The organism is uncultured Fibrobacter sp., assembly GCF_937877005.1.
Lineage (GTDB): Bacteria > Fibrobacterota > Fibrobacteria > Fibrobacterales > Fibrobacteraceae > Fibrobacter.
Map to the genome: position 1 here is coordinate 1 of NZ_CALEFV010000282.1, position 1,443 is coordinate 1,443.

The 1,443-nt window shown below is 51.1% G+C and carries 2 protein-coding genes; both read right to left on the reverse strand.

The genetic code is table 11. The features are described from left to right. Positions 1-378 (reverse strand): AI-2E family transporter (locus Q0628_RS12555; protein WP_298771476.1); only part of this gene is annotated, 378 nt, incomplete at its 3' end. Further along, the gene (locus tag Q0628_RS12560; RefSeq protein ID WP_298771477.1) at positions 375-1,307 is read right to left on the reverse strand and encodes an AraC family transcriptional regulator; all 933 of its coding nucleotides are present in this window, start codon (positions 1,305-1,307) and stop codon (positions 375-377) included. The genes Q0628_RS12560 and Q0628_RS12555, both read right to left, overlap by 4 nt. Positions 1,308-1,443 lie beyond the last annotated feature (136 nt).

Sequence of the window (1,443 nt, forward strand, 5' to 3'; positions counted from 1 at the left end):
GAACGTCTTTATTTCTTGCCACAAGTTTTTCGGCACGAACATCGACAAGCGTTCGGCCCACGTAGAATCGTTAAACAGTTTTGGAATCAATTCGCCAAGGTGCCTGATTTCGCCCACCACCATCGGGATAAAAAGCCACAAGGCTCCACCCACCACAAGAATCATGAGCGTAAGCACCACTATGACAGCGGCAATGCGAAACTTGACCTTGTTCTGGATTTTTGTAACCAGCGGATCGAAAATGTAGGCGATAAGGAACGCCGCAAAAAACGGAGCGAGCACGCCACTCAAATAATGCAGCACCCAAAGTAGAATGCCGACACCGGCGGCCATAATCAAAAGCCGCATCACGCGGTCTACAGTCCAAATACGTCTCATTTCTTAGCCTTATATTCCAGAGGTTTTACGCCATAGATTTTGGAGAAAGCTTTTTCGAATGCGGCCGGATTCTTTTCGCCTACGGCCAGTGCGATTTCGGCAATCGAGCGGTCCGATTCCTTCAGGAGTTTTACAGCCTGCGCCATGCGGGTCTTCAATTCGTCCAGTTTCTTTTCGCGATTTGCAATGTGGCCTGCGGAATTGCGAACGGTCAGCGCAACAACGCCCGCGTACACCAAAACCATTACCACAAGCGCCACATACATGAGCGCCTTGAAGGTACGGTTTTCGCCCCAAAGTTTGATTGAGCGCACCACGATGTCGTCGGGGATGCCGAGCATGGTTCCTTCGCCGTTCGTGATTTCAAAGAGCATGCCGCGGTTCATGTAACGCAGGCCATCGTCTTCTTCAAGGCCCTGCATGGCAAGCCACCATTCAGGCACTTTAAAGTCGAGCATCGACACGGAGGCGCGGCTCACGCGGTCGCGAATAATCACCGGCGCTTGAGCGACCATCGGGCGATAGCTCTGGTACACATTCTTTTTACTGTACACGGGGTCGTCATTCAGAATCTTGATGCCCACGCGCTGCATGCGGACCGTTTCGACATCAATCACAAGCGAATCAAAATCCGAGAAGTCAAAGAATCCGTTTGCCGGGCGATTATTGACCGAGAGCAAATTAACGCCCACACCTGCATACGGGTAAGCCATGCCCGAGCGAATGTTCACGTGGGCAGAAATGACGGAATCCTGATTGGAAAGTTCGACCGTCGAGAATCCACCCACATTTGCGTCAGAAACGGCATACACCTGGAACGTGCCGCCAGGGAACAGGATTTGTTCAGTTGCGCTAAACTTGACGAACAGGCAAATCCATACGGCGACAGCAACAACAAGCGTAGCTGTTGCGATGATAATTTTTTTCATGCCTTAGGTTCCGCCTTCTTGTTTTCGTTTTCCTTGTTGTACGAATGCGTGCGGCCGATCGCCACAATCATGAGCCCTAGCATTAAGAACATCACGACGCCAAAGGCAAAATTGCTCACACCCTTTGCCGTAATGG

Coding starts and splice junctions, on each gene's coding strand:
- Q0628_RS12560 (WP_298771477.1), bottom strand. CDS start 1,307: ATGAAAAAAATTATCATCGCAACAGCTACGCTTGTTGTTGCTGTCGCC.